At 68.2% G+C, this 23,007-nt stretch carries 16 protein-coding genes; 7 read left to right on the plus strand and 9 right to left on the minus strand.

Translation table 11 applies throughout. The features are described 5' to 3' along the window. The first annotated feature begins 42 nt into the window (after window positions 1-42). Window positions 43-1,446: an adenylosuccinate synthase gene (locus ACAH01_RS01465; RefSeq protein WP_372480013.1), complete on the plus strand. Its 1,404-nt coding sequence runs from the start codon at window positions 43-45 to the stop codon at window positions 1,444-1,446. A gap of 33 nt (window positions 1,447-1,479) precedes the next feature. Here ACAH01_RS01465 and ACAH01_RS01470 read toward each other — a convergent pair whose 3' ends face one another. From ACAH01_RS01470 to ACAH01_RS01480, 3 genes are all read right to left on the minus strand, one after another. Further along, complete coding sequence (locus ACAH01_RS01470) at window positions 1,480-2,370, minus strand: hypothetical protein (protein ID WP_372480014.1); 891 nt, start codon at window positions 2,368-2,370, stop codon at window positions 1,480-1,482. 120 nt (window positions 2,371-2,490) lie between these two features. Further along, window positions 2,491-2,991, minus strand: a complete 501-nt coding sequence (gene cgi121 / locus ACAH01_RS01475; RefSeq protein ID WP_372480015.1) for a KEOPS complex subunit Cgi121 — start codon at window positions 2,989-2,991, stop codon at window positions 2,491-2,493. Next, window positions 2,991-5,423, minus strand: coding sequence for an ATP-dependent DNA helicase (locus ACAH01_RS01480; protein WP_372480016.1), 2,433 nt, complete (start codon window positions 5,421-5,423; stop codon window positions 2,991-2,993). Before ACAH01_RS01480 ends, cgi121 begins: the two co-directional genes overlap by 1 nt. A gap of 101 nt (window positions 5,424-5,524) precedes the next feature. Between ACAH01_RS01480 and ACAH01_RS01485 the strand changes: the two genes are divergently transcribed. Beyond that, window positions 5,525-5,770: a ferredoxin gene (locus ACAH01_RS01485; protein WP_153554767.1), complete on the plus strand. Its 246-nt coding sequence runs from the start codon at window positions 5,525-5,527 to the stop codon at window positions 5,768-5,770. A 106-nt stretch (window positions 5,771-5,876) separates the two neighbouring features. Here ACAH01_RS01485 and ACAH01_RS01490 read toward each other — a convergent pair whose 3' ends face one another. Beyond that, entirely contained in the window at window positions 5,877-7,106 is a 1,230-nt protein-coding gene (locus ACAH01_RS01490) for an MFS transporter (RefSeq protein WP_372480017.1), read from the minus strand. 377 nt (window positions 7,107-7,483) lie between these two features. On the opposite strand from ACAH01_RS01490, the gene ACAH01_RS01495 reads away from it, so the two are divergent. From ACAH01_RS01495 to ACAH01_RS01510, 4 genes are all read left to right on the plus strand, one after another. Continuing rightward, entirely contained in the window at window positions 7,484-8,872 is a 1,389-nt protein-coding gene (locus tag ACAH01_RS01495) for an FAD-dependent oxidoreductase (RefSeq protein ID WP_372480018.1), read from the plus strand. An 87-nt stretch (window positions 8,873-8,959) separates the two neighbouring features. Then, window positions 8,960-10,456 carry an MATE family efflux transporter gene (locus tag ACAH01_RS01500; RefSeq protein WP_372480019.1) on the plus strand — a complete coding sequence of 499 codons (1,497 nt, stop codon included), beginning with the start codon at window positions 8,960-8,962 and terminating at the stop codon, window positions 10,454-10,456. Window positions 10,457-10,719: 263 nt separating this feature from the next. Further along, window positions 10,720-11,505 (plus strand): hypothetical protein, encoded by a 786-nt coding sequence (locus tag ACAH01_RS01505; RefSeq protein WP_372480020.1) that lies wholly within the window; start codon window positions 10,720-10,722, stop codon window positions 11,503-11,505. A gap of 97 nt (window positions 11,506-11,602) precedes the next feature. Further along, window positions 11,603-12,397, plus strand: coding sequence for an NAD-dependent epimerase/dehydratase family protein (locus ACAH01_RS01510; protein WP_372480021.1), 795 nt, complete (start codon window positions 11,603-11,605; stop codon window positions 12,395-12,397). Between the two features lie 139 nt (window positions 12,398-12,536). Here ACAH01_RS01510 and ACAH01_RS01515 read toward each other — a convergent pair whose 3' ends face one another. Further along, window positions 12,537-14,780: a bacterio-opsin activator domain-containing protein gene (locus ACAH01_RS01515; RefSeq protein ID WP_372480022.1), complete on the minus strand. Its 2,244-nt coding sequence runs from the start codon at window positions 14,778-14,780 to the stop codon at window positions 12,537-12,539. Window positions 14,781-14,939: 159 nt separating this feature from the next. Continuing rightward, window positions 14,940-17,579, minus strand: a complete 2,640-nt coding sequence (gene leuS / locus ACAH01_RS01520) for a leucine--tRNA ligase (protein WP_372480023.1) — start codon at window positions 17,577-17,579, stop codon at window positions 14,940-14,942. A 142-nt stretch (window positions 17,580-17,721) separates the two neighbouring features. Here leuS and ACAH01_RS01525 point away from each other — a divergent pair, with 142 nt between their 5' ends. Then, complete coding sequence (locus ACAH01_RS01525) at window positions 17,722-19,083, plus strand: NADH:flavin oxidoreductase (protein ID WP_372480024.1); 1,362 nt, start codon at window positions 17,722-17,724, stop codon at window positions 19,081-19,083. Here ACAH01_RS01525 and ACAH01_RS01530 read toward each other — a convergent pair. From ACAH01_RS01530 to ACAH01_RS01540, 3 genes are all read right to left on the minus strand, one after another. Then, the gene (locus ACAH01_RS01530) at window positions 19,080-20,666 is read right to left on the minus strand and encodes a hypothetical protein (RefSeq protein WP_372480025.1); all 1,587 of its coding nucleotides are present in this window, start codon (window positions 20,664-20,666) and stop codon (window positions 19,080-19,082) included. The two genes, ACAH01_RS01525 and ACAH01_RS01530, sit on opposite strands and share 4 nt — an antisense overlap. Beyond that, window positions 20,653-21,414, minus strand: a complete 762-nt coding sequence (locus ACAH01_RS01535) for an ABC transporter ATP-binding protein (RefSeq protein ID WP_170092938.1) — start codon at window positions 21,412-21,414, stop codon at window positions 20,653-20,655. Before ACAH01_RS01535 ends, ACAH01_RS01530 begins: the two co-directional genes overlap by 14 nt. 63 nt (window positions 21,415-21,477) lie before the next feature. Beyond that, window positions 21,478-23,007: a dihydrolipoamide acetyltransferase family protein gene (locus tag ACAH01_RS01540; RefSeq protein WP_372480026.1), complete on the minus strand. Its 1,530-nt coding sequence runs from the start codon at window positions 23,005-23,007 to the stop codon at window positions 21,478-21,480.

A 23,007-nucleotide genomic window follows, 5' to 3' on the forward strand; every position in this document is an offset into this window, starting at 1 on the left:
ACCGGCACCGATTTGTAGCGAGGGTAAAAATACCGGGGCGGTATGACCGTCACGATCATCGGCTCGCAGCTGGGCGACGAGGGGAAGGGCGGCACCGTCGATCTCTACGGTGAGGGTGCCGACGTCGTCGTTCGCTATCAGGGCGGCGACAACGCCGGCCACACCGTCGTCGTCGGCGACGAGACCTACGAACTCTCCTTGCTGCCCTCCGGCGTCGTTCGGGGGAAGACCTGCGTCATCGGCAACGGCTGTGTCGTCAACCCCGAGACGCTGTTCGACGAACTCGACGCCCTCCGCGAGCGCGGCCTCGACCCGGACGTGCGCGTCGCAGAGCGCGCCCACGTCATCTTTCCGTACCACCGGCGACTGGACGGGATCGAAGAGGAGGACAAAGACGAGGAGGTCGGGACGACGGGTCGGGGGATCGGCCCGACCTACGAGGACAAGGCCGGCCGGCGGGGAATCAGGGTCGGCGACCTCCTCGACGAGGAGGTGTTGCGGACGCGACTGGAGTACGTCGTCCCCCAGAAGCGTGCCGTCGTCGCAGAGGTCTACGACAAGCAGGCCGGCGAGGAACTCGACCTGGCGACGCTCTTCGAGACCTACAGCGGCTACGGCGAGCGACTCGCCGAGGAAGGGATGACCGTCAACTGTGGCGACTACCTCCAGTCTCGCATCGACGACGGCGACGAGGTGCTGCTCGAAGGCGCACAGGGGACGCTCATCGACATCGACCACGGGAACTACCCCTTCGTCACCTCGTCGAACCCGACCGCCGGTGGGGCCTGTACCGGGACCGGCCTCGGGCCGACCGAGATCGGGCAGGGCGAGATCGTCGGCATCGTCAAAGGCTACGCCACCCGCGTCGGCAGCGGCCCGCTGCCGACCGAGCTGGCCGGCGTCGAGGGCGACACGCCGGGCTACGAGGGCAGCGAGGCGCAGCGCGCCTCGGACCACGAAGCGGCGCAGCCGCTGAGTGATGCCGGAGAGCGCGAGGAGGAACTCGCGACCTACATCCGCGACGAGGGTGGCGAGTACGGCACGGTCACCGGCCGACCGCGCCGTGTCGGCTGGCTCGACCTCCCGGTGCTTCGCCACGCGACGCGGGCCAGCGGGTTCACGGGCGTCGTCGTCGGCCACATCGACGTACTGGCCGGGCTCGACGAGGTCCAGGTCGGCGTCAGCTACGATCTCGACGGCACCGAGATCGACACCGTCCCGCCGACGACCGAGGAGTGGGGTCGCTGCTCGGTGAACTACCGCACGTTCGACGGCTGGCCCGAGGTCGACTGGGACGCCGTCGCCAGCGAGGGCTACGACGCGCTCCCGGAGAACGCCCGCGCCTACCTCGAATTCGTCGAGTCGGAGCTGGACACGCAGCTGTACGCCGTCGGCGTCGGCCCCGGCCGCGACCAGACCATCGTACTGGAGAACCCGACGACGTAGCCCGGTCTCGTTCACCGACCGACGACGGCCGTATCAGAAGATGCCGGTGACGAAGCCGATCCCCATGACGACGAGGACGACCGCGGAGAACACGGGGAGATACGGCGCGTACCGCTCGACGCGTTCCTCACAGCGCTGGTAGCCCGCGATCAACAGCATCGTCAGCCCGACGATGCCGACGACGACCGTCAGCGCGTACGCACTCATGAGTTCGAGACACGCGTCCGAACCGGCACAGAGCGCGATGATCTCGAACTCTTCTTCGTGTGCGAACCCCAGGACGAACGCGAACCACGCGATTCCCAGGAGCCCGCGGTCGGTGTCCATCTCTCCGTGTGCGTGTCCGCCGCCGACGAACGGGGCCACCGTCTTCAGTCGATCGACGAGGCTCCGGTCCGCTCGCTCGCGCGACTGGGCGTGCTCGTCGCTTTCACTGTGGTGCTCGTGACTGCCGTCGATCTCGTGTCCGTGATCGTCGGTGCCCGCGTGGTGGTGTCCCTCGTGGCCGTCGTCCGTGTCGTGTGTGTGACCGTGGTCGTGGCCATCGTCGTGGTCGTGGCCGGCACTGGTGCCGTGTGTGTGGCCCGACAGGTACTCACGGAGCCCGAGCGCGATCAGCAGGACGCCGGCCACGAGACTGACGGGGCCGCCGATCTGGAGGCCCCCGAACACCGTCATCGGCTCGTTGACCTGTGTGAGGCTGAAATACTCCTTGGCGTAGAAGAACGCGCCGACCATCGCGATGCTGCTGACGAGGTGGCCGACGCCGAGGATCAGGCTCGCGGCGAAGCCGTACGCCCACTTGTTCGTCTGGTCTAAGGCGTAGGATGCGGCCACGGGCCAGCCGTGTCCCGGTTCGATGCCGTGGATCGCTCCGAGTGCGATCGCACCGATCAAGAGGCCGGCTCCCTCGAAGTACACCATCGTACCCAAAGCCCCGCGAAAGGCGGTGTTATAGGTTCTTAATACCGTTCTGGGGTGATCGTCATACGTGACGGGGGACGGACACGTCTCGCACCCGCGACACGGACGTTCCCGTCGGCGTCAGCGTTCGACGGTCAACAGCGCGACCCGCTCGGCGACGAGATCCGAGAGCGTGCCACTGGTCGCCGCCAGCTCGGTCTCGTTCACGTCGAAGAACTCCCGCACGAGCCCCTCGTCGTACCGACCGAGCGTCTCGCCCGGTTCGAGCAGGTCGCTGACGGCGTCGGCGGCCGCGGCCTCGCTGCCCTCGCCCGTGGGGTCGTGGACCACGACGACGGCGGGCTGGCTGCCCTCTCCGACGCCCATCGCCAGCGCGCGGTTGATCTGGCGGCGACCGGCGGCGTACAGCAGGATCTCGACGGCCCGGTCGCGGGCGATCGACTCGCCGCGGTCGAACGCGCGATCGGCCAACTCGACCGCCCGTTCGAGGTGCCGTCGGTCGACGACGTAGCGGGCGTCGAACGCCTGGACGACGACGCCGTGATCGTCGCCCAGCGATCCGAGTCGCTCGACGAACTGGTCCACGTCGTCGACGGTCGCAGTGCCTTCGATCAGCCGCATCAGAAATCACCCAGGCTGGTCTGGTCGTCTGTCGTCTCCTCGTCGTCCGATCCTCGCCCGTCGCCGTCGCTTCGCTCGTACGACACTTCTTCGGAGGGCTCGACGCCGTCCATCGACGGATCGCGGTGGCCGGCGCTCTCCAGGACGTTCTCGGCGGTCTTGGCCCTGCCGCGCAGCGCCGCCAGCACGACCGACTTCTCGGCGTCTCGGAGGTCGGCACGGCTCTCGATGCCGGCGTCGAACAGCCGTCGTGCGCGCTTGCGCCCGACGCCGCGGACGCCCGCCAGGTCGACTAGCTCCTCGCGGACGCCGTGCTCGACTCGGGTCCGGGCCCGCCGGATGGCCGGCGCGGCGTCGAGCCCGAGTTCGCTCGCCAGCGACTCGGCGGCCCCAAGCAGCCACTGGGCGGACTCGACCTTGCCGCGGATGTCGCCGGGACCGACGCCGTAGCGGTCGGTGATCTCGTCCTCGTCGACCTCGCTGGCCCAGTCTTCCAGCAAGCGTGCGGTCTTGAGCGCGGCGAGCCAGTCCTCGAACCGGTCGTCTTCGAACTCCGACGGCATCCGCCCGAGGAACTCTGCCTCACGTTCGAAGGCGATCTGGCTGTACTCCTCCTCGTCGCCAGAACGGAGGTACAGCTCGTACATGTCCGGGGTGCGCGCGACGAGGTGGTACAGTCCCATCGCAGTCGGGTCGTTGACTGCCTCGCCGTCGCCCGCCTCGTCGGCGAGCTCGCTCGCGGTCGTGAAACCGGCCGGTTCCTCGCTCGCGTCGTCGCCGCTGGCACCAGAGCCACCGCCCGACCGCAGGCCGTCGATGATCTCGGCGGCACTCATCGGATCGAGGTAGAGCCGGGACACGGTGTGGCCCAGCGAGGTCGCCGAGAGCTCCTCGCCGTCACGTTCCAGAAAGTCGTTGCGCTGCAGGTAGCCCAGCACCTCGTCGACGACCCGTGCCAGCCGGCCGCTCTCGTCGGTCTGGGTGGCATAGAGCGTTCGTTCGAGGAACTCGAGCAGCCCGTCCCGAGAGCGGGCGAACCCACTCGCGACCGTCGCCAGCAGGTGAGTCCGCAGCGCCGGCTCGGCGGCCAGCTTCGACTGGACCGGCTCGGGATCGGCCCAGACGTACCGGTCGAACAGCTCGTCGAGTTCGTCGTGGCTCGCGGCGGGGATGATCGCCTCCCCGTAGGGATCCAGCCCCGGACGGCCGGCCCGCCCCATCATCTGGTGGACTTCGAGTACCGAGAGGGGCTGCATTCCGCCAGCGGTGCCGTCGTAGCGTCGCCAGTCCCGGACGACGACCCTGCGGCTGGGCGTGTTGACGCCCGCCGCCAGCGTCGGCGTGGCGCTGACGACCTTCAGCAGGCGGTCGCGAAACGCCTCCTCGACGAGTTCGCGGTGTCCCGACGCCAATCCAGCGTGGTGAAATGCGGCCCCGTCGGCGACGGCGTCGGCCAGGTCGTCGCTCGTCTCGGTATCGCTCACGTCTCTGATCTCCGCGGCCACGTCCGCGAGTTGCTCTCGCTCTTCGGGAGTCAGGGCCTCGCGGGTGACGCTGGCCAGTCGTCCCGCGGCGGCCTCCGCGTTGCGCCGGGAGTTGACGAACACCAGCGTCGAGCCGTCGTCGTCGAGGGTGTCCCGGACGATGGCTGCGGTCTGCTTCTCGCTATTGTGGACCGGCAGCTCCGACTGGCTGCCGTCTTCGAGGTGCAGCGCCTGTCCGAAGTGGACCCCCTTCTTCAGGGAGATCGGTCGCCAGTCCGAGTCGACGAGTTCGGCGTCGAGCCACTCGGCGAGCACGTCGGCGTTGCCGATCGTCGCCGACAGCGCGACCGTCTGCATGTCGGGGTTGATCCGTCGCAGCTTCGCGAGGGTCACCTCCAGCGTCGGCCCGCGTTCGGCGTCGTCGACGAGGTGGACCTCGTCGCTGACGACACAGGCCAGGTCGTCGAGCCACGGCGCGTCGTTGCGCACCAACGAGTCGACCTTCTCGCTGGTGGCGACGACGATGTCCTTGTCGGCGAGCCACCCGCCGTCGGACTCGTAGTTGCCCGTCGAGACGCCCACGTCGAGCCCGTACTGCTCGAACTGCTCGAACTCGGCCTGCTTCTCGCTGGCCAGCGCCCGCAGGGGAACGATGTACAGCGCCGTACCGCCGAGAGCGGTGCCGTCGCCGTCTGCGGCGGAGTTCTCCGGATCGTACCGCGGACGCACTTCGCTCGTTCCGGCGGCGTCCGTGATCGCCGACAGCATCGCCAGCTGTGCGATCAGGGTCTTGCCGCTGGCGGTCGGGATGCTGGCGACGAGGTTCTCGCCCCGCGTGACGCCGGCCTCGACGGCCTCGGCCTGCGGTGGGTACAGTGCCTCGATCCCCGCCGACTGCAGGTGCTCTGGCAGCCACGAGGGAACACCTGGCAGGTCCGCAACGTCCATTACGCCCCGATTGGCCCCTGCCGTGGTTTAAACTGTCGCCCTCGCGTCGCGGTCGTGGCCGATGGCGACAGCACTTTGCCCGAGAGGCCGCAAGCGCGGGTATGCGAATCGAGTACGATCGAGATACCTGTATCGGGATGTTCCAGTGCGTCGCCGAATGGGACGCCTTCGAACGCGACGAGGACGCCGGCAAGGCGGTGCTGGCCGACAGCGAGGAGACCGACGACGGCGTCTTCGTCCGCGAGGTCCCCGACGGCGCGGAACTCGACGCGAAGTTCGCGGCCCGCTCCTGTCCCGTCGACGCGATCGCCGTCTACGACGACGACGGCGAGCAACTGATTCCCTGAGCGATCAGCGACGACCGGACCGTTCGCAGGATGCCGTAGAAGTATTCACACCGTAGTTGTTGCCACCACAGTGCTTGTCGAACCCGCTGGTAAGTCGGCGTCCCCATCATCGTTCTTGCTTGACCGGAGGCTCCCACAACAGAATTCCAATGGAGATAACAATAAGTACGACACCACCCACGGCGAGTGCGAACGATGGGGTGACAACGTCGGAGATGACACCGCTGCCGAGTTGGAACGGGACGACTGCCAGGCCACTGACCATGGCCATCGCGCTGAGAACAGTCGCTCGTCCCATTGTCTCGATACGGTCGTTGATGTACTGACCGGCGAGTGATCGCGTCACATCAGACAATCCTCGAATCAGCAGGAACGCCGGCAGAGCGAGAACTGGGAAGAAATACAGTCCGACCAGTGCTCCGCCGACACCGAAGGGCAATACGAGAAACCACGTCTGAAGTCCGAGACGAGCTCGAATCGCACCAGTGTAGTAGCTCAGTCCCGCCCCGAAGAGGCTGTAGGCTGCGTAGAACCACCCGAGTAGTGATTCCACCTGTGTCTCGGACACACCGAGGTCGAGGACGACCGACTCGAATATCGGCTGGAGGAACACGAACACCAGGTACGTTACCGACGCGTAGAGCACGTAGTAATAGAGGACGAACGCCCGGATGTCACGTCGTGAGAGGACCTGTTTGACGATCGAAACTGTCTGGCGAAGGCTCAAGTCGGACGTGTCTGCTTGCTCGTAGGTCTCCGGTTCGTCTATCGTGAGGAGGATCAAAACGCCGAGTGTCGTCATCGCCGCAGCGACGAACCACGGATACGAAAGATCGATACTCCCGAGATAGCCACCGACGATCGCCGCACCCGCACCGATCGCCAGTGAGACTGACTCACCCCGACCACGGACGTGTGCAAACTGATCTTCCGAGAGGTCGTCTGTGAGCGTATCGTACAACCAGGCGTCTTCGCTTCCCGACCGGAAGTTGTAGCCCATCGACCAACAGATATACAAGACAGCTAATGGCAAGAACGAATTCGATAGCCCAATCCCGACAAGTGTGGCTGAGATGATGACTGTGCCGATGAGGAGACTGTTTCGACGTCCAACACGGTCACCAATGTAGCCAGTCGGGATCTCCCCCGCCAGCGTCGTCAGGTTGTATATGGCTTCCAGAATAGCGATTTGGGTGAAATCGAGACCTTGTGCCAGAAAGAAGAGATACATGACTGGCCGATAAAATTCGACAGCCTTTGTCGACTTGTAGAGATAATATTTCAGTACACTTCTCGGAGGGAGATTTCTTTGTGACATCCAGAACAGCACAGCCATACAGAGCATCGAAAAAGTAGTGTTATCACTGTTATGTTATGATAATCGTCGCAATTAGTAATACTACTAGGTCAAACGATAGGTTCACTCTCTCTACTGACCGATCCAACTGAGTGTGGTAACTGCTCTATACCACAACAGTCCGATCACGAGAGCGAGCCCTCGGGGACCGCGATCGAATGGCGTTGCATTCGACTGCACATCTGGATTAAACGCACCACGTCGTAATTGCCTATTTGTGTCGAATTTCCGAGCGGACACACTGTCAGCGCGAACGTGTTATCTTACACACAGATTGGCGAGTAGAGAGGCTTAAATAGCACAGATCGTACACTTGGGGTGTGAGCGGTTCGCACTGCGGTGGCTAGGAACTAATCATGACAGAGCAATACGACCTCGTTATCGTCGGCGGTGGGATCAGTGGCGCATCGCTTCTCTACACGGTCGCGAACTTCACCGACATCGAGAAGATCGCGCTCGTCGAGAAGGAATCGGAGATCGCGGCGATCAACTCACACCACACGAACAACTCCCAGACCTTGCACTTCGGTGACATCGAGACCAACTACACGCTCGAAAAAGCCGAGCAGGTCAAGGAGGGCGCGGAGATGCTCGCGGGCTATCTCGAAAACGTGGACCCGGACCGCGAGCTGCACAGCAAGCGCTCGAAGATGGTGCTGGCCGTCGGGGACGAGGAGGTCCAGAGCCTCGAAGACCGCTACTACGAGGAGGGCTTTGGCGACCTGTTCCCCAAACTCGACGCCATCGACCGCGACGAGATCGCCGAGATCGAGCCGAAAGTCGTCGAGGGCCGGGACCCGACCGAGGAGATGCTCGCGCTCCAGACCCCGGACGGTTACGTCGTCGACTACGGCGACGTCTCCCACTCGTTCGTCGAGGACGCCAAGGAGATCGACGGCGTCGACGTGTTCACCGGCACCGAGGTCACCCAGATGGACGACACCGAGGACGGCTACATCTTCCAGACCGACGCCGGCTGGTTCGAGTCCGACGCGGCCGTCGTCGCCGCGGGCTCTCACAGCCTCCAGATCGCCAAGGAGATGGGCTACGGCGAGGGGATGTCGCTGCTGCCGGTCGCCGGGAGCTTCTTCCTGGCCGACGACTTCCTCAACGGCAAGGTGTACACCCTCCAGATGAAGAAGCTGCCCTTCGCGGCGGTCCACGGCGACGCCGACGTCCACGACGACTCGGTCACGCGCTTCGGACCGACGGCCAAGCTCGTCCCCGCGCTGGAACGGGGCGAACTCTCCACCGTCAGTGACTTCTTCGACGTGTTCGGCCTGAACGTCCACTCGTTCCTCAGCTACGCCAACATCCTCGCCGACCGCATCCTGCTGCCATACGTGCTGAAGAACCTCGTCTACGACCTGCCCGAGGTCGGCAAGCGGGCCTTCCTGCCCCACGTCCAGAAGGTCGTCCCGACCGCCGAACTGGACGACATCGACCGCGCGAAGGGGTACGGCGGCGTCCGGCCACAGATCGTCGACACCGAGAACAAGACCCTGGACATGGGCGAGGCCAAGATCACCGACGACGACGTGATCTTCAACATCACCCCCTCGCCGGGTGCCTCCACGAGCCTGAAAAACGCCATGCGTGACACCGAGCACCTGGTCGAGGCGCTGGGCGACGACTACGAGTTCGACAAGGAAGGGTTCCGCTCGGCGACCATCGAGCACTTCCCGCACGCCGAGACCGCCGACGAGGACGACGAGCAGGCGAAAGCGCCCGCACAGGACGACTGAACGCCGTCGCCGTTCGCTGATTCGTCCCCGACGCTTTGCACATCGCCAGCGAAACTATCAGTACCGTTCGGTCTAGATTTCGTCTCGATGGTCCGTCGCCGCCTCGCGCAGCTGGTCGCCTGGCTCTCCACACTCCCCGGCCGGTTCATCGACGGCTTTCCGGCACTGCTGTCCCGGTACGGGCTGGTCGATCGCGACAAGTCGACGGAGGCGCTCGACCTGGCTGCGCCCGTGATGGTCACCGGCGGTCTGCGGATCTTCCTGCGGATCGCGGACTTCGCGATGGTCGGACTGGCGCTTGGCGACGCCGCCATCGCCGGGCTGGAGCTTGGCTTTCAGTACTACTTCATCGGCTTCGGGCTGTCGCTGGCTGTCACCTCGGGGACGATCAGCGTCGTCTCTCGGCTCCAGGGCGCTGGCGAGGAAGCGCGGGCGGACCTCGCGGTCAAGCAGTCGCTGTGGCTCGCGCTCCTGATCTCGGCACCGCTGACCGTCGTTTCGTGGGTGTACGCCGAGCCGCTGGTGGGGCTTCTCACGAACGACCCCGACGCGATCCGCTTCGGCGGGGTCTACCTCTCGATCGTGATGCTGTCGCTGGCCCCCCGGTTCTGGAGCATGGTCGCGGCGCGGGCGCTTGCGGGCAGCGCGGACACCCGGACGCCGATGTACGTCCGCCTGTTGACGCTGCCGACCAACATCGTCCTCAACGCGGTCCTGATCTTCGGGCTCGGCCCCGCGCCGCGGCTGGGGATCGCCGGGGCCGCCGTCGGGACCGCCGTCGCCAACACGCTCGCGGCGGCCGTCTTCTTCGCGCTGCTGGTCTCGGGACGCTACGTCGTCACGCTCCGACTCGGTGGCCGCCAGCTGGATCTGGACCTGCTGACCGAGATCGTCCGCGTCGCGCTCCCGCTCTCGGGGATGCGCCTGCTCCAGACGTTCGCTCGCTTCCCGTTCCTGTTCGTGCTGGGCGTGCTCGGGACGCCGACGGTCGCCGCCTTCGCGATCGGGCGCCGCGTGATGTTGCTCGCGCTGATGCCCGCCTGGGGGTACTCGACGGCCGCGAGCACGCTCGTGGGCCAGTACGTCGGGGCCGGCGACGACACCGACGCCGGAGAGTACGGCTGGCAGACGGTCCGGATCGCGCTGGTCACCCAGCTGCTGATCGCCGCCGTGCTGGTGGTCTTTGCCCGTCCCATCTCGCTGCTCTTCGGGACGGAGTACCCGGACCTGACGGTCACGTTCATCCGCGTGTTCGCGCTGGCGGTCGCCGGCTTCAGCGTCTCCCGGACGATGCGTGGCAGCCTCCGCGGTGCCGGCGACACGCGCTGGCCCCTCTATGGCACCTTCGTCGGTTCGTACCTCTATCGCATCCCCGTCGCCGTCCTCGCGCTGCCGGTCGGCTTCGCCGTGACGATCCCCGTCCTCGGGATCACCCTCACGCCCGGCATGGGCTGGGGGCTGCCCGCCATCTTCGCCGCCATCGTCGGCGACTACTACGTCAAGGCCGCGGTCAACACCGGGCGCTTCTGGACGGGGAAGTGGCGTGCCGTCGCCCGCGCGTCGGGGGTCGGTGCGGACGATTGACCGGCCGGACCGCTGTGCGTGCCCGGCCCAGCAAGCGGCCGGATCGCAGGTGCCGATGACTGACCGGCCGGACCGCTGTGCGTGTCCGAGCAGGAGTCATCGGGAGCGCAGGTGCGGACGATTGACCAGGCGCAAACTCAAGCTTTAATTGCCGACACATCCCACTCACGTCCATGAGCAACCCAACGAAGATCGTCCTCGGGACCATCGCCGTCTCGGCGCTGCTGTCCCTGGCACTGATCGCGAACCTCGCGCTCGCGTAGATGTTCAGCGAGCGCTCCCTCGACGGGGAGCTGGCGACCGTCCGCGAGCGCCACGCGCCCGACGCGCTCGTACTGGACTGCGAGCGGGACTTCGAGACGCTGGACCCGGCAGTCGCCGAGGAGCTCCTGCTGGTCACCGACGACGTGGCTCCGCTCTCCTATCCCGACGAGTGGGTGCCCAACGACGCGCCCGCGGAACTGCACGCCTTCGCGTCGAGTGACTTCACCGTCGGCACGCCCGGCGACGGCGGCGTCGCCTGGACGCGCCAGACCGACCCGGCGGTCGTGCTGGTCAAGCCCCGCCTGGCGGGCTCGCCGGACGACTTCGTCGAGTTCCTGCTGGCCGAGGCGCTGGTCGCCACCGGGCTGGGGGTTCCCGAACAGTTCCTCGGCTTCTTCGAGGAGCGGTATCGGGCGTTCGCGGCGGCGACGGCCGACCACCTCTCGCCGGCCGGCACCTACCAGCTCGCGGCGGCGGTCTTCGACGCCTTCGTCGGCCTGCAGACGCGCCCGGTGTTCGCCGACTGGGAGGGCGACCTGCCGGCGCTGTTCGACGCGTGGGTCGACGCGGGCGAGCGCCTCGAACCGCGCCTCGGCGACCTCTCCGGAGAGGTCGCGATGGGCCAGACGAAGTTCCCCGCGGCCGCGGAACTGGCCTGCTCGGCGATCAAACACGGCGTCGAGGTCCCGGCTCCGTTCGCAGCCCTCGACACCAGCGCGTACGGCGAGTACGGCCCGGAGTACGCCGTCACGTGGGCCGAGAAGACCCTCGCCGAGCTGCGCTGACGCCGCCCACGATCTCTGCTTCGGGAGTGGCGACGGTCGGCACGGCCGGGCGACGCCCTCCACTGGATTCAAATAACCGCCAGCGCAACCACGAGCAATGAACGCGCTCGTTACGGGACACGCTGGGTACATCGGCGGTGTGCTGACAGAGCAACTCTCGGCGGCCGGCCACGAGGTCGTCGGCTTCGACAACGCGGCCGACCCGGCCGACGACATCCGGGACGCCGACCGCGTCGAGGCGCTCTTCGAGACCGAGGAGTTCGACGTGGTCTACCACCTCGCGGCCGACGCCGACGTGTGGACCGACGACTGGCGACACCTCGTCGAGAACAACGTCATGGGAACGGCGACCGTCGTCGGCGTCGCCCGCGAACGCGACGTTCCGGTGGTGTTTGCCTCCAGCATCGCCGCCGCCGACCAGGTCAACCGCTACGGCCACTCGAAGCACCTCGCCGAGGGAGCCGTCAGCGAGTACGACGGGGTCACGACCGTCCGGTTTCCCAACGTCGTCGGCGGCCCCGCCCCGCGCGGACAGGCCCAGGACATGATCGAACAGGCCCTCGACGGCGAGATCGAGGTCTGGGGCGACGGCGAGATCGTTCGCCCCTACGTCGACGTGGGTGATCTCTGTGCCTTCCTCCGCGAACTCGGGACCGGCTCTTTCGCCGTCCAGAGTCCCGCTGCGGTCTCGTCGTACACCTTCACGAACGCCGCCGTCGGCGAGTCGATCCAGTCGATCGTCGCCGAGGAGACCGGCACCGAGCCCGCGCTGTCGATCGTCGACCGCACTCCGCCATCGCCGATGGAGCTCTCGGCCGACGACATCCGCCTGCGAGAGCCGACACCCATCGAGGCGTCGCTGCGCTCGCAGATCCGGGCCGCGATGGAGTAATTGCGTTCTCGCTGGCACGCATCCCTCCCGTCCATCGCTCCCGTAGCCCGCGCAACCGACCGTGCCCTGGCGGATGAAAGGGCGAGGGCTTTCGAGGTGGTCGTCTCTGTGACAGCGACGAATTCTAGAGCAAGTCTTCCTAGTAGCCGCCCTCGAACAGCTCTTCGAAGACCTTGTGCTGGGCGGCCCGGAGGTGCTGGTGGTAGGTCGGCCGAGAGATGTCCATCCCCTCGGCGAGTTCGTCGCCGTCGACCTCGCGGGGCCACTCGAAGAAGCCGCCGAGGTACGCCGTCCGGAGCGCCGTCTCCTGTCGGTCGGTGAACCGTTCGGCCAGCGCGGCGCGGAACTCCTGTTGGGTCCGGACGGGGCGCTCGTGCTCGTGGTAGCCGACCAGGTCCGTCGAGTCGTAGTTGTCCTCGACGAGCCCGAACACCTCGCGGGCCTCCGCCTCGTAGGGGAGTTCGATGTTGTAGCGGGCGATCCCGTTCTCGCTGACGATCGACTTCGGGACGGCCCCGTGGTCGACGAGCGTCGCGATCAGCGACTCCGTGACGGTCACGTCGAACAGCGCCTCGTCGTCGTGTTCGGCCACTCGGCTCGCGGACTCGACGGCGTCGTCGGCGTCAAGCACGGCCATCACCTCGTCGGTGTCGGCGTCCTGGGTGGTGAGATACAGCCGCAGCGAGCCGTCTTCCTGTGTCACGGTCCCGGCGGAGGCGATCGTCCCGCCGGCTCGACCGGAGAGACGCGACAGTAGCAGGTCCCGGTCGTCGACGGTGAACTCCAGTTCGATCACCTTGTTGGCACTGAGGATTCGGCCGCTCTCGATGGCGTTGATCGCGTTCGCGACGGCCCGGCCCAGCGCTTGCAGGACGACCTTCTCTCGCTGGTCGAAGGCGTCGGTCTGGTCGGCACAGACGTACAACACGCCGTAGTTCGAGTCCGTGTACGACAGCGGGATCGCCATCACCGACCGGACGCCGTTCTCGGCGGCCGACTGGAACCAGCCACCGGCGTCTTCGAGCGCGGCTCCCTCCAGTACCTTCGGCCCCTCACATTCGAGCGCCTGCGCGCCCGGCGTGTCGCCGCCGATCGGTTCGGCCACGTCCGCGACGTCGATGGGTGGCTCGCCGTCCGAGGAGGTGGTTGGGCCGCTGGGCTGACTGCCGGCCCACTCGCGGGCGCTGATCGTCTCGGCGCGCACGTCCGGCCGCCCCAGCCACGCGAAGGTGTACGGTTCGACGGCGACGAGCTGCTCGCAGACGCCGGCCTCGACTTGCTCGCGCGTGGTGGCTTCGACCAGCACCTCGACGGTGTTCTGGATCAGCCCGTTGATCCGTTCGAGGATCGTCTCGATGCGCTCGCGGGCCTCTCGCACCTCCTGCTCGCGCTTGGCGCGGTTGCACGCCGCGGCGGCGTTGATCGCCAGCAGCGCGGCCACCTGCCGGTCGTTCTCGTCGAAGGCCCCCACCGTGGTCGAGGCGACGGTCAGGGTCCCGTGGACGCCGATGGGGAAGTACATCGCCGAGCGGACCGGCCCGAACTCCCCGTCGGGGTCCTCGATCGTTCGCACGTCGTCGTAGACGGCGGGTTCGCCCGAGGCGAAGACGGTGCCGGGCTGGCCCTCGTCGAGAGCGTACACCGGCCGCTCGGGGAGCTGCTCGTCGGTGGCGTCGGTCGTCGCCGTCGGCCGCAACACGCGCTCGTCGGCGTCGTACAGCCGGACGGCACTCAGCTCGAAGCCCAGCACCTGCCGGGCCGCGTTCGCGACGATGTCGGCGACCGACTCCCGGCTCGGAGCCTGCATCAGCGATCGGGAGGTCTCCTGTAGCTGTGAGATCAGCTCTCGGTGCCGCCGCCGATCGGAGATGTCCCGGACGATCCCGACGACGCCACGGAACTGCCCGTCGTCGAACAGCGCCGTCACGTGCTCTTCGCAGGCGATTGGCTCGCCCCGCTTTGGCTGTACCGAGAGGTCGAAGGTTTGATCGAGGTCCTCTGTCTCCCCGTTGCGCAGCGCCGCCAGCGCCGCCTCGGTCCGTTCGCCGGTCTCTCGGTCCTTGATGCGGCTGGCTGGTTCGCCCTGGAGTTCCGTCTCGTCGTAGCCGGTCAGTTCGACCATCGCCTCGTTGACGAACGTGAACTGTCCGTCCGCGTCGAGGACGTAGACGCCGTCCTCCAGCGCCCCGACGATGCCGGCGTACTGATCGACGCTCGCGCCCTCGATGGCGGCATCGACGCCGCCGTCGGTCACGGCCCGCGTTTCTCTCGCGCGTTCGGTCCTCGTTTGCTCGCCGCGCCCCCCGGCGTCGGCGTCACTCTTCCCCACGGCCTCGCCGTCGGCGACGGCGTCGTCGTCCGCCGCTTCCTCGTGCGGCCTCATACCTAATCCGTTAGTGGGTTCGAGTACTTAAGCGGATCCCCGACGATCGCAAGTTCGTTCGTCGAGAGAGCACGAGCCACCCCTTCGGTTCCAGTCGAACCGTGCCGTTCGTTCGATCGACGGTCCGCGCGTCCAGCGATGCCCTCGTGTCGGAGTCGCTCACTCGATGTTGATCGCCGGCCGTCCCGGCTCGGCTTTCCGGACCAGCTCGGGGTCGGCGTCCTCGCCGGCCCGCACGGTCACCTCGGCGTCGAACTCCTCGGCGATCAGCCAGCGAGCGCGCGCGAGCACCTCGGCCTCGGTCGCGGCGTCGAGGGTCTCGGTCAGGGTCTGGAGTTCCGCCTGCAGGTCCTTCGCGTAGTCCGGTGCGCCGTCCTCGCCGCGGAACCGCTCGTCGCTCATGATCTCGCCGACGAGGTTGTCGCCGTCGAACTCGCGAGCGATCGCGTGGGCCTCGAACTTCCACTCGGGCGCGACGGCGATCTCGACGTGGTTCGGGTCTTCGATGTCGGCCACGTCGACGATCTGGCGCACGTCCTCGCGGGTGTCCTCGACCAGCTGGCGCTCCAGCTGGTGGCGGTCGAGATTGCCGTCGGCGGTCGGCCAGTCGGCCTCGGCGACGAAGCCCTCGTCCGCGTCGGTGAGCTTCGCCCACAGCTCTTCCGTGACGTGGGGTGCGACCGGCGCGAGCAGGCGAACGATCGTCGACAGCGCCGCTTCGACGGTCTCGGCGTGGGGCTCGGTGGCCTCGGCGTAGCGGTCCAGCAGGGAGAGCAGCTCTCTGGTCTCGCGCAGCGCTTCGGTGAACGTCAGGTTCGCGTAGCTCTCGTCGGCGATGGCGGTGACCCGATCGATCTCGCGGCGGACGTAGTCGGTCACGTCGCCGGCCTCGCCAGCGGGCGGTGACTCGACGTAGGCCTCGACGGCGTCGTACAGCCGCGTCAGGAAGCGGTGACTCGAGGCGACACCCTCGTCTTTCCAGTCGAAGTCCCGCTCCGGGCGGGCGGCCTGCATCATGAACAGCCGCGCGGTGTCGGCCCCGTACTCCTCGACGATGTTCTGCGGGGAGACGACGTTGCCCTTCGACTTGGACATCTTCTCGCCGTCGAGCTGGACCATCCCCTGCGTGACGAGGTTCTGGAACGGCTCGCGGTGGTCGAGCAGCTCCAGATCCGAGATGGCCTTGGTGACGAAGCGAGCGTACAGCAGGTGCATCACGGCGTGTTCGATGCCGCCGACGTACTGATCGACGGGCATCCAGTCGTTCGCGCGAGCGGTGTCGAACGGCCCGTCGTCGCGGTCCGGCGCGGTGTACCGCAGGAAGTACCAGGAGGAGTCGACGAAGGTGTCCATGGTGTCGGTCTCGCGTTGGGCGGGGCCGCCACAGTCGGGACAGGTCGTCTGGACGAACTCGTCGACCTCGTCCAGCGGGTTCCCCGTGGTCTGGACGAACTCGGGGAGTTCGACGGGGAGGTCTTCGTCGGGCACCGGCACCGCGCCACAGTCATCGCAGTGGACCATCGGGATCGGCGTCCCCCAGTAGCGCTGCCGGGAGATCCCCCAGTCGCGCAGTCGGTACTGCTTGTCGTGGCGCGCACCGGGCAGGTCCTCCTCCAGCGCGCTCCGGGCGTCGGCGCTGGTGTAGCCGTCGTAGTCGCCGGAGTTGACGAGCACTCCGTCTTCGGTGTACGCCGCGTCCTCGACGTCTGGCACGTCACCGTCTGCGGGCTTGACGACCGGCTCGATCGGCACGTCTTTCTTGCTGGCGAAGGCGTGGTCGCGCTCGTCGTGGGCGGGCACCGCCATCAGCGCGCCCGTCCCCACGTCCGAGAGGACGAAGTCCGCGACGAACACCGGGATCTCCTCGCCGGTCGCGGGGTTCGTGGCGGTCAGGTCGGTGGCGACGCCGTTTGGCTCGTCGCCGTCGGGATCTGCCTCCTCCTCGACGAAGTGAGCCACCTCCTCGTCGGAGTCGGCCAGATCCTGTGCGATTTCGCTGTCCGGAGCCACCGCGAAGAAGGTCGCCCCGTGGATCGTGTCCAGCCGCGTCGTGAAGATCTCGACCTCGCCGTAGCCGGAGACCTCGAAGGGGACCCGCGCGCCGTGCTGGCGGCCGATCCAGTCTCGCTGCATCGCGCGGACGCTCTCGGGCCACCCCGACAGCTCGTCGATGTCGTCGACCAGCTCGTCGGCGTAGTCGGTGATCGTCAGGAACCACTGGTCGAGGTCGCGCTGGGTGACGGGCGTGTCACAGCGCCAGCACAGCTCTGCCTCGCCCTCGACCTGCTCGTCTGCCAGCACCGTCTCACAGGAGGGACACCAGTTGACTTCCGACCCTTTGCGCTCGACGAGGCCCTCCTCGTGGAAGCGCTTGAACAGCCACTGGTTCCACCGGTAGTACTCCGGATCGCAGGTCGTGACCTCCCGGTCCCAGTCGTAGCCAAAGCCCATCTCGCTCATCTGGGCCTTCATCGACTCGATGCACTTGCGGGTCCACTCCTCGGGGCTCGTGTCCCGCTCTTCGGCGGCGTTCTCGGCGGGCAGTCCGAACGAGTCCCACCCCATCGGGTGGAGCACGTCCTCGCCCTGCATGCGCCTGTACCGGGAGTAGGCGTCTGTGATCGTGTAGTTGCGGACGTGACCCATGTGGAGGTTGCCGGAGGTGTAGGGGAACATCGCCAGGACGTACTCTACGTCCTCGGCGCTGTCGGGGGTCCGGAACACCTCGGCGTCGTCCCACTCGGCCTGCCACTTGGGTTCGATCGCGCTCGGATCGTACCCGCTCGAACTGTCTGACATCGTTCTTGTTGCCCCCAAGAGTCCCGGGGACTAAATGAGTAGCTGGTTCGCCCGCGCGTGGGCCTCCCGCCGGCTCCGATCGCTTTCGGGACGACTGCCAACGACCCGCACACTTACGCTCGTTCGGTCCGACGGTCGGACGATGGCGCGACTCGACGAGCCGGTCGACATCGGCGGCGTCACAGTGCCCAACAGGCTGTATCGCGCGCCGCTGCTGGAGTGTGCGGGCAACGGTCCCGACGCCGTCGACACGCTGATCGACGAACTCGAACCGACGGCGGCGTCTGGCGTCGGCCTCGTGTTTCAGGGTGCGAGCATCGTCACGGCAGACGGCGGCTGTGCCGCGCCAAACATGACGCGCGTCCACGACCCCGCGTTCGTTTCCCGACTCGAACGGCTCACCGGTGCCGTCCACGACCACGGGGGTCGGATCTTCCTCCAGCTCGCACAGGGCGGACTCCGCAGCATGGCGATGTGGCACGCCGGCTACCGCAGCGAGCACCCGCAGCTCGAACAGCTGGCCGTCTCGCGGCCGCCGTGGCCGCTCCGGGTGCTCGACCGCGCTGGGCTGATCGATCTCTCGCCTCACGTCCTCGACACCAGCGAGGTGTACGAGCTGGCCGCCCAGTTCGGCCGAGTGGCGGGGTCCGCCGCCGACGCCGGCTACGACGGTATCCACCTCTCGGGGGCGAACATGAGCCTGCTCCAGCAGTTCTGTTCGCCCTTCTTCAACCGGCGAGACGACGAGTTCGGCCCCGACCCCGGCGAACCGGCCGCGGGCGGGCGGCGGTTCCTCGAAGCGATCCACGACGCCGTCCGCGAGCACGCCGACGACGTGGCGCTGGTGACGAAGGTGCCCGCCGAGACCGCCGCGCCGGCCTTCGTCCGCCGGCACCTCTCGTTCGACGACGCCGTCGGGCTGGCGAGCGATCTCGTCGCGGCGGGCTACGACGCCGTGGTCCCGGTCGCGGTGTCGACGTTCTGGGACATGAGCATCGTCCGTGGGGCCTACCCCGAGCGGGCGTGGTCGGCTGCGGACCTGCGAGGGGAGTACGCGGCGGCGTTCGGCGGCCCGCTCCGGGCGCGCGTCGTCGCGCTCCTCAACCGCTTGCAGGCCCGCCGGTTCGACCGCGAGCCCGGCTGGAACGCCGACCTCTGTCGGGCGGTGCGCGAGCGGGTCGACGTGCCCGTGCTGTGCGAGGGCGGGATCCGCGAGCGCGCGACCTGTGACCGACTGCTCGGTGCGGCCGATCGGCCGCCGGCCGCGGATCTGGTCGGGATGGGGCGGCCGTTCTACGCCGAGCCGCGACTCGGCGCGCGCCTGCTCGCCGGTGCGGACGCGCTGTGTGCCAGTTGCAACAACTGTACCGTCCCGCAGGTGGCCGGCGAGCCGGGTCGGTGCCGGACGCCAGCGGTCGTCCGCGAGCGCGCTCGACTCGCCGACCGGGGTGCCTACGACCGTCCCGGCGACGCCACCGACGAGTCGGGGCCGTCCGGCGACTAGACGTCGTCAAGCGTCAGCCGATCGAACTTCCGGACGGCGTAGTAGTAGCCGCCGACGCCGGTCGTCGCGAGGACGGCCAGATAGACGATCCAGGCTCCGACCAGCAGCAGGCCACCCCCGTCGACCGAGAGCCAGACGAGTGCGAGGCCGATGCCGACCACCACCAGCGTCCCGAAGAAGTAGGTGAGCGTCCCCAGCGTCGAGGGGTGGGCGCGCTCGACGTTCATGTACTCGCTGCGTTCGAACTTCGGGACGACGGCCCCGACGCCCAGCGCCGTGCCGGCCGCCGCCAGCAGGACCACGGGGGTGAGAAGCGTCCGTCCGAGCACGCGGAGGGGCGGATCGCTCACGAGCCCCAGCGGGAGCCCGACGCCGACTGCGACGATCCCGCCGACGACGAGTCCGCCCACCACCCGGCCCCGCAGGAGGTGTCTCGTCGAGGCCGTGCTCGTCAGCAACAGCGGGAGCTGCTCGCGGTCGTCACCCATCGGATTCAGACAGAAGGTCGCGCCCGCGAGGACGCTCCCGGCGACGACGGCGGCTCCGGGACCGAGATCGGTCAGGAGGTCGGGCTGCGTGACGAGGCTCCCGGCGAAGGCCAGCCCGCCGAACAACACCATCGAGAGGTGCGAGACGAGCTTCGGGTTCCGGCGCGTCCGCAGGAGGTACCGCCAGGCGATGCGCGTCGAGGGCGTCGCCGCCAGGACGCGCGGGGCCGACCGACTCGTCGTCTGCTGGTCGCCCGACTGGTCGCCGCGGTCGTCGAACAGGAGCGCGCTCTCGATGCGCAGCGTCGTCGCCAGCCCCACCGGGATCGCCGCCAGCGTCACCGCGGCCACGACGACGCCCAGGGGCCGGGGCGTCGCGCCCAGCGGTGCGCTGACGACGCTGGCGTAGGCCTGTAGGGGCTGTCCCGGCAGCAGCGCCGACAGCGCCGGCCCGTCGCCGTCGCCCATCACCGCCGGGATCGCCGTCTGGAAACCGACGAAGACGGTGCCCGCGAGGACGACGAGCACGACCGCCTTCGCCCACGCCGAGAGTCGCGAGAGCAAGCCGAGATAGCGGACCGTCGCGCCGATCGTCCGGCCGACGACGAGTCCGGCCACCAGCAGCGGGAGGCTGGCGGCGAGCACGAGCAGCGCGGGCAGGGGCGTCCCAGCGCCGGCCGCCACCATGACCAGCAGGACGACCCCCGGAACGACGGCGAAGGCGGTCGCCTGGAGCGTCTCGCTGGTGACCCGCCCGATCACGACCCCCTCCGGCGGGATCGACGTGCGTACGAGCGGCCCGATCGCCCCCACGCGGGTCTGGTTGATCGCCGTCGCGGCCCCGAAGTACAGCCCGATCGTGAGCGCGCTCACGAGGACCGTTCCGAAGCGCGCCAGCGGCGGATCGCCGCCGGCCAGCCCCGCGCCGAACGCCAGGACCTGCGACAGGAAGGTCAGCGGGAAGAACAGCCCGAACGAGAGCAGTCCGACGACGACGCCGATCAGCTGGCGGCGGTTGCCCGCGATACGGCGGATCTGTGCCCGCAGCTCGGTGCGTGCAAGCACCGCGCCGTCCCGCAGGTCACTCCGTCGCATAGGCCTCGCTGGCGTCGCCGGTCAGCGCGAGGAAGGCGTCTTCGAGGTCGGCACCGCCCTCGGCCTCGACCGAGCCGATCAGCTCTCCCGGTGGCCCTTCCGCGACGAGGCGGCCGTCGTGGAGCACGCCAACCTCGTCGGCGATCTCCTCGACGACGGGGAGGATGTGCGTCGAGAGGAAGACGGTGGTGTCATCGGCCGCCAGCTCGACGATTAGCTCGCGCAGCGTCTTGGCCGCCCGCGGGTCGAGCCCGGAGGTCGGCTCGTCGAGGAAGACGACGCTGGGATCGTGCTGGACGGCCTGGACGAAGGCGGTCTTCTGGCGCATCCCCTTCGAGTAGCCGTCGACCCGCCGATCGAGGTCCTCGCGCAGCCCCAGGCGCTCGCACAGTCCCAGCGCCCTGTCGGCGACCTGCTCGAAGGGAACGCTCCGGAGATCGGCGGCAAACGCCAGTTGCTCCCGCCCGGTCAACTCCTCGTACAGCGGGGGCTCTTCTGGCAACAGGCCGATCCGATCGACGAGCTGGCGGCGGTCGTCACTCGGCACGCCTGCGACCGTGGCCGTCCCATCGCTGGGCTCGACCAGGCCGGTGAGCATCCGCATCGTCGTGGTCTTGCCCGCGCCGTTCGGGCCGAGGAAGCCGTAGACGACGCCGGTCGGGACCGTCAGGTCGAGTTCGGCGACGGCCGTCGTCGAGCCGTACCGCTTGCTCAGTCCGTCCGTGGCGATGGCCGGGGACACTGTCATTGTCGGTCCGTCGGGTGTCTCCGAGGAATGTCTTCGGGTCGATCGCCGTGTCGCTCTCGTCGGCTACTCCAGCAACAGGCGACGGGGCTCGGCCAGGAACTCTTTGAGCGTGTTGACGAAGCGGGCGGCGTCGGCCCCGTCGATCACGCGGTGGTCGATCGCCAGCGAGAGGGGGAGGGTCGGCTTCGCGACGACCTCGCCGTCCCGTGCCACGGGTCGCTCCTTCAGCGCCCCCGTGCCGAGGATCGCCGTCTGGGGTGCGTTGATGATCGGGTCGGCATACTCGCCGCCGATCGCGCCGAAGTTGGTGACGGTGAAGGTCCCGCCCTGCATCTCCGACCGGTCGAGGTCGCGGTCGCGTGCGCGGGCGACGAGATCGTTCACCTCGCGGGCCAGTTCGAGCAGTCCCTTCTCGTCGACGCGCTCGACGACGGGGACGACGAGACCGTGGTCGGTCGCCGCCGCGACGCCGAGGTCGACCCGGTCGTGGTAGACGATCTCCTCGGCGTCCGTGTCGAGTTCGCTGTTCAGGATGGGGTGGCGTCCGAGTGCCGCGGCCACGCACTTCAGGAGCAGCGGCGTGTACGTCAGGTCGACACCGCGGTCCTCGGCCAGCGGTTCGAGCCGCTCGCGGGCGTCGACCAGCCCCTCGACGACGGCCCGGTCGTGGTGGGTCGCGTGCGGGATCTCTCGGCGGGACTCGGCCATCCGCTGGCCGATCGTCCGCCGAATTCCCTGGTACGGTTCGCGCCGGCCGCCCGTGGCCGCCGTCCCACCCTCGCCGTCCGCGGGTTCGGTCTCCGTGCCCCGTCCTGTGGAGCCAGTGGCTCGCTCTCGCTCGGTCTCGTCGGCCGACGCGGCGAAGGCTCGCACCGCCGCCTCGTCGACGTAGGGCTCGCCGTCGCGGCGCTCGTCGGTCGGGACGGCGTCGATGTCGACCCCCAGATCGTCGGCGAGCCTGCGGGTCGCTGGCGTCGCCAGCGTGTGGTCACGGTCGGCGTCGCTGTCGACCGCCGAGACCGCCGACTTCACGGCAGGTTCGTCCGTCGATTCGTCGTCTCCGACGCGTCTGACGGCCGACTTCACGCCGCCGTCGTCGCCACCGTCGCCGTCGTCGACCCGACTGACGGCGGATTCGATCTCGCTGTCGGCCTCGCCGTCCTCGTGGGCGGCTCGCACGTCGCTCTCGGTGATCCGGCCGCTCGGCCCGCTCCCGTCGACGGCGGTGATCTCGACGCCGAGCTCGCGGGCCAGCCGCCGGACGTTCGGGGGCGCGAACACGCGCTCGTCCGTCCCAGCGGACTCGTCGTCGCTCGACTCGTCGGTGGCCGGAGCCGCCGCCGCTCTGTCCTCGCCGTCGTCGGTCGCGATCGACACGACGACGGCACCGGTCTCGACCACGTCGCCGGGCTCGTAGTGCAGCTCGCGGACGACGCCCGCGACCGGCGACGGCACGTCGACGGCGGCCTTGTCCGTCTCTACTTCGGCCAGCACCTGGTCTTCTTCGACGCGGTCGCCCGTCGCGACGTGCCACGCCAGTATCTCCCCCTCGGCGACGCCTTCCCCGAGGTCGGGGAGTTCGAACTCGAACAT

The organism is Halomicrobium sp. HM KBTZ05, assembly GCF_041530035.1.
Classification (GTDB): Archaea; Halobacteriota; Halobacteria; order Halobacteriales; family Haloarculaceae; genus Halomicrobium.